The organism is Miniphocaeibacter massiliensis, assembly GCF_900232905.1.
In the GTDB taxonomy this organism is placed as follows: Bacteria; Bacillota; Clostridia; order Tissierellales; family Peptoniphilaceae; genus Miniphocaeibacter; species Miniphocaeibacter massiliensis.
Map to the genome: position 1 here is coordinate 1 of NZ_OCTQ01000010.1, position 6853 is coordinate 6853.

Genomic DNA, 6853 nt, shown 5'->3' on the forward strand with positions numbered 1-6853 from the left:
GCTAAAGCAAAAGTCGAAGAAGAAAGAACAAAAGGTCATACAGCAGTAGATGAATCAACAACAATTGACGAAGTGACAACTGCAAAAGATACAGCAATAGAAGAAATAAACAAAGTAACTCCAAAGACAACAGACGAAGAGTTACAAGAAGCAAAAGACAAAGCGAAAACAGAAATCGACGAAGCTGCAGAAGCAAAGAAACAAGAAATAACAGATAGAAAAGATGTATCTGACGAAGAAAAAGAATCTGCGATAGCAAAAGTTGAAGAAGAAAGAACAAAAGGTCATACAGCAGTAGATGAATCAACAAATATTGTAGAAGTTGAAGAAGCAAAAGATACAGCAATAGAAGAAATAAACAAAGTAACTCCAAAGACAATAGAAGAAGAGTTACAAGAAGCAAAAGACAAAGCAAAAGAAGAGATCGACGAAGCCGCAGAAGAGAAGAAAAAAGAAATAACAGATAGAACAGATGTATCTGATGAAGAAAAAGAAAAGGCTATAGAAAAAGTCGAAGAAGAAAGAGAAAAAGGAAAAGAAGCAGTAGATAACTCAACAACAGAAGAAGAAGTTGAAGAAGCAAAAGATACAGCAATAGAAGAAATAAACAAAGTAATTCCAAAGACAACAGACGAAGAGTTACAAGAAGCAAAAGACAAAGCAAAAGAAGAAATCGACGAAGCCGCAGAAGCAAAGAAACAAGAAATAACAGATAGAACAGATGTATCTGACGAAGAAAAAGAAGCTGCTAAAGCAAAAGTNATGAAAACCCTAATCATGTAGTAGTAGCAAGAGGAGATATGTTCCCAGATGCAATAGTAGGAGCACCATATGCAGCTAAGAACAAATATCCAATAGTATTATCTAGACCAACAGAAGTACCTAAAGTAGTTTTAGATTATATTAGTGGAAAGTAAAAATACAGATAAATATAGTTAATATAGACTAGGTATAGTAGTAATTAAATATTTAAATTTTAAATTGTAACTTTAGGAATTGAGACTAAATCTCTATTCCTAAAGTTAGTAGGAAAACATTGTATAAGTAAAAGTAGTGAAATTGATATATTAGAATTTAAATCATATAGTAGCAAGAGAGTATTTATTATTAAATATAATAGTAGCATCATTAATATATAATATTACTAACTATTAAATAGTGTTATTAAAATCATAATTAATACGCAGAATGATTATAAAACATACTATATAAACATAAGTTTATTTTCAAAAATATTTAATCTTATAAATACAAGAGCTTGAGAGATTACCAGAACTATGGTATTTTATATTAAATAGTAAAAAATATATTAATTTTACTATATAGCTTTTTTCGTTACTAAAATATCATATAAGAACAGTAGAATATACTATTTTAAAATACAGTAATTAAAATGTTTTACATTTTATTATAAAAATAATTGAGGAGGTAATTATGAAACAAAAAATTAGTAAGATTTGTAGCATATTATTACTAATAGCATTTACTATAACGGGAATCCCTAGTAATGTATTTGCTGAAGAAAATAATATGCAAAATCCAGTAGTACAAGAAGAAAATGTAGATACTGGAGTTAATGAAGAAAAAGAACCATCGGAAAATACCGAGGTTACCGAAGCGAAGGAAGAGGTAGAAACTCCAACTATAGCTGAAGAAGAAACTGAAGAGATAAAGCCAGAGGTTATGTCTGTTTCAGCAGAAGGAGTAGCAGAAGTATCAACTTGGGCTGAATTTGTTACAGCTTATAATGATGCAACTGTAAAAAAGATAGTTTTGCTATCTAATATAGAGCAAGCTTCAGGGGCGACTTTATCTGGAAGAAGAGAACCTTTAGTTATAGACGGAGTTAATTACAATAAGTTAGATTTGCGTACAACTAGACTTAGCGTTGGAAGTCCATCAGCAGCAGGAAATGTTTTAAAGTTTGAGAATATAATTTTATCAAACTATACAGCTAGTGAATTTATAAATGTTGATACTAGTTATAAATGGGTATTTCATTTTAACAATGTGAAGACTGCACCTTCAGTTAGCGCACCTGCAGATGGGGCAGGAATTATGAGATTATCACAAGCTCATTCTACAGTTTTTATATTTGAAGGTGATATAGATATAACAACTAGAGCAGAATTTGCAGAACCAGGTAGTGTTTTAATAAAAGAAGGTACTAATTTTAAAGGGCACCAAGAAAGAAAAACAGGTTCCCTAGCACATTCAGCATTTTGGTTTGCAGGTATTTCTTCGGTTGCAGCAGATAAAGATAGGTATTTTAGAGTAGAAGATAATGTAAATATTACAATGATAAGAGATGTAGCTTCTCTTTATCCACCAGTATATCAACAATTTGGAGAAATGACTGTTGGTAATAATGTAAAATGGCACCAAGAGAATTACCAAAATTTCATTAGTGACTATTGGAGTACAGGAGTACCTAAGACAATTAAATTTGGTAAAAGAAATAACATAGTAGCAGTAAATAGTACACTACAAAGTATAGATCTTCAAGGTAGTAACCATAGCGTGGAATTTGGTCCTGGATCTTCTTTGAAAATACAAGGGCAAGGAAATATATTAAATCTTACAGGCACAAATAATAGAATAGTTTTTAGAAATCCTGTGGGATTAGACTTGGAAACTACAGGTGGATTAAGTAGAGTATTTAATATGAGCTCAACAAGTAATGTTGAATTTCAATATGTAACTTTAAGTACATGGAATCCAGGTACAGATGTAAGTGGTCCAGCTAGTGCTGAATTTGCAAAAGTAACAAATACAGTATTAAAAGGTGGTGCAACAGGAGCAATAGCTAATGTTACATCAGATAATAATGATTTAATTACACATTTTAGAGCTAATAATAGTAAAAGAATTTTAACTGAAAAAATTCCTATTGGGCAAGTTGCGGTTTCTTATGTTAACCAATTTGGTGATACTGTAGGAGAACCTCAAGTAATTGAAATACCAGATAGCGAAGCATACGTTGTAGATGAAGCGGTTACTATACCAGATTCACTAAGAACTAATCCAGCTATACCAGCAGGATATCATTATGCAACAGCTGATGAATTAGTAACAATGGGTAAAACTCAACCAGAATACGCTTTTACAGGTATGGAGGGTGTTAATGATCCTAGAATAACAGAAATTTATGTTTATAGTGACAAAACAGATTTTAAAGTTAATTTTATTAATGCTTTAACAGAAGAAAATGTTGCAGAAGCTATTTTTAATAAATTTGTAGGTGAAACTGTTAATTTAAGCGATGCAGAATTTACTAATAGTATTCCTGAAGGATTACGATATGCAGAGGAAAGTGACTTAAAAGAAGGTCAAACTCAAACATCAACTATTAAAGTTGAAAAAGATGGATCTTATACTGTATATGTAGTAGAAACTCAGGAGTTAATAGATGCAAGGAGCAATGCAAAAGCAGAAATCGACGAAGCAGCAGAAGCAAAGAAACAAGAAATAACAGATAGAACAGATGTATCTGACGAAGAAAAAGAAGCTGCTAAAGCAAAAGTCGAAGAAGAAAGAACAAAAGGTCATACAGCAGTAGATAACTCAAAAACAGTAGGCGAAGTGACAACTGCAAAAGATACAGCAATAGAAGAAATAAACAAAGTAACTCCAAAGACAATAGAAGAAGAGTTACAAGAAGCAAAAGACAAAGCGAAAGAAGAAATCGACGAAGCCGCAGAAGCAAAGAAACAAGAAATAACAGATAGAACAGATATTTCTGATAAATCAAAAGAAGAAGCGATAGCAAAAGTCGAAGAAGAAAGAACAAAAGGTCATACAGAAGTAGATAACTCAACAACAATTGACGAAGTGACAACTGCAAAAGATACAGCAATAGAAGAAATAAACAAAGTAACTCCAAAGACAACAGAAGAAGAGTTACAAGAAGCAAAAGACAAAGCGAAAGAAGAAATCGACGAAGCAGCAGAAGCAAAGAAAAAAGAAATAACAGATAGAACAGATATTTCTGATAAATCAAAAGAAGAAGCGATAGCAAAAGTTGAAGAAGAAAGAGAAAAAGGTCATACAGAAGTAGATAACTCAACAACAATTGACGAAGTAACAACTGCAAAAGATACAGCAATAGAAGAAATAAACAAAGTAACTCCAAAGACAACAGAAGAAGAGTTACAAGAAGCAAAAGACAAAGCGAAAGCAGAAATCGACGAAGCCGCAGAAGCAAAGAAACAAGAAATAACAGATAGAACAGATGTATCTGACGAAGAAAAAGAAAAGGCGATAGCAAAAGTTGAAGAAGAAAGAGAAAAAGGTCATACAGAAGTAGATAACTCAACAACAATTGACGAAGTAACAACTGCAAAAGATACAGCAATAGAAGAAATAAACAAAGTAACTCCAAAGACAATAGAAGAAGAGTTACAAGAAGCAAAAGACAAAGCGAAAGCAGAAATCAATCAAGCTGCAGAAGATAAAAAATCTACAATAGACAGCTTAGAAGGCGTATCACAAGAAGCGAAAGACGAAGCTAAAGCAAAAGTCGAAGAAGAAAGAACAAAAGGTCATACAGCAGTAGATGAATCAACAACAATTGACGAAGTGACAACTGCAAAAGATACAGCAATAGAAGAAATAAACAAAGTAACTCCAAAGACAACNGTAGCAAGAGGAGATATGTTCCCAGATGCAATAGTAGGAGCACCATATGCAGCTAAGAACAAATATCCAATAGTATTATCTAGACCAACAGAAGTACCTAAAGTAGTTTTAGATTATATTAGTGGAAAGTAAATTTATTCTAAAAAATATTACTGAATGAATTTAAATTTTCAAAACCTATAATAGATGCATAAAAACATAATTATAATAAATAAATTAGAGAGTAGAGCACTGACTCTATTCTCTAATTAGTTAATAAAATATTAAATAGAAGATATAGGAAACCTTATAAGGTTTCCGGGTATACATAAAGGAAGGGGGTATAGTTTATGAGTAGGATTAAGTTAAATAAAATTGTGTCAACATTTTTACTAATAGTGTTTTTTATTTCGTGCATTCCGTCTATTTCTTTAGGAGCAACAGAAAACGATAAACAAGATTATGATAATTCAATGTATAAAGGAGAATTAAATATTGATGGAAAATCAAAAACAAATTTTACAAGAGATGATAAGTCAGATATTAATATTGAGAATCCTTTATTAATATCTGAAGGGAATACACTAGGACTAAAGGCGAGTTTTGACTTAGATAATATAAATGAAATTATAGACAGAGTTTCAGAAGGAGAAATAGAGGGGATTCCTCGAATGTTTGGACAATTTATAGGTATGTTTAGTGGTCAAGCATTAATTTCTGGTTCTTTTGATTTAAAGATAGATTTATCAGATGAATTTAGTAAATATTTCTCAATTAATGAAGATAAATTGAATGAAATTAAAGAAAATCCTAATGTTTTAATTTCATCAAATCCATCATATGAAGAGGTATTTAAGGTAAATTCTGTAACTTCATCTAATAACACAATATCAATTTCGATATCGTTAAAAGAAGGAGTAACAGGGAGTAAAATCCTAAATCTAAAAAATAAATTTAAAACACTAGATGCAAATTTATTTGGTATTTTTGAAATAGATAAAGATTTTTGGAATGAAATAAACAAAGACAAAATAGCAAAATTAAATAAAATTATTACAATATCTACTCCGGATACAGTTTTTATAGTAAGTATTCCAGATTATTTAATAAAACTTGCTGAATCTTATGGGCTTACAGGATTAAAAAATCCTTTTTTAGGAGTAGTACTAAATATGGAAGAATCATATGGAGCATTGAATATTGGCTATATGATTAACTTTGAGAGTAATGGTGGTACTTTAATTGAAAGTCAAAAAGTAACATATGGAGAAAAAGTTAAAAAACCAATAGATCCAACTAAACCAAATTATGGATTTGGAGGCTGGTATACAGACGAAGCTCTAATAACAGCATACGACTTTGAAAATCCAGTAACAGAAGATATGACATTGTATGCAAAATGGGACTTAAATAAACAAACAGTAATATTTGAACCAAATGGTGGAACATTTGCAGATGGAACAACAGAAGCAAAACAAGTATCAGTAAACCATGGAGAGAAAGTAAAAGAAGAAGAAATAAGTAAAACAGGTTCAAAGTTTGAAGGCTGGTATACAGATAAAGAATTAACAAAAATATATGACTTTGAAAGTCCAGTAACAGAAGATATAACATTGTATGCAAAATGGGATGTAAATAAATACACAGTAATATTTGAACCAAATGGCGGAACATTTAAAGATGGAACAACAGAAGCAAAACAAGTATCAGTAAACCATGGAGAGAAAGTAACAAGTGAAGTAATAACAAAGGAAAACAATGGATTTGGAGGCTGGTATAAAGACAAAGAACTAACAAAAAAATATGATTTTAACGCAGAAGTAACAGAAGATATAACACTATATGCTAAATGGAGATTGGATAAACGCACAGTAACATTTGAACCAAATGGCGGAACATTTAAAGATGGAACAACAGAAGCAAAACAAGTATCAGTAAATCATGGAGAAAAAGTAAAAGAAGAAGAAATAACTAAAAAAGATTCAACATTTGAAGGTTGGTTTACAGACAAAGAGCTAACAAAAGCATACGACTTTGAAAATCCAGTAACAGAAGATATAACATTATACGCAAAATGGAAAGCAAATGATCCAGTAGCAATAAAAGGAGTAACTCTAATAGGAGGAACAGCAGCATTAAGTCAAAGAGTAGAAAATCAACTAAAAGAGTATAACCCAAAAAGACTGCAAGGAGCTGACAGATACACAACAGCAGTAAAAGTAAGTAGAGAATACAA

At 31.1% G+C, this 6853-nt stretch carries 4 protein-coding genes; all 4 read left to right on the forward strand.

What is annotated here, in order from left to right:
- Positions 1 to 783: DUF1542 domain-containing protein (locus CS899_RS10650; RefSeq protein ID WP_129582306.1), on the forward strand; the 783-nt coding region annotated here is incomplete at its 5' end.
- Positions 784 to 800: 17 nt separating this feature from the next.
- Complete coding sequence (locus CS899_RS10655) at positions 801 to 917, forward strand: cell wall-binding repeat-containing protein (protein WP_100066182.1); 117 nt, start codon at positions 801 to 803, stop codon at positions 915 to 917.
- A gap of 766 nt (positions 918 to 1683) precedes the next feature.
- Positions 1684 to 4770, forward strand: a complete 3087-nt coding sequence (locus CS899_RS10660) for a DUF1542 domain-containing protein (RefSeq protein ID WP_422879630.1) — start codon at positions 1684 to 1686, stop codon at positions 4768 to 4770.
- 197 nt (positions 4771 to 4967) lie between these two features.
- Positions 4968 to 6853 (forward strand): InlB B-repeat-containing protein (locus tag CS899_RS10665; RefSeq protein WP_207204793.1); only part of this gene is annotated, 1886 nt, incomplete at its 3' end.

Excerpts from the sequence above, each read along its gene's own strand:
- CS899_RS10655 (WP_100066182.1), top strand. The coding sequence starts at position 801 with ATGTTCCCAGATGCAATAGTAGGAGCACCATATGCAGCTAAGAACAAA.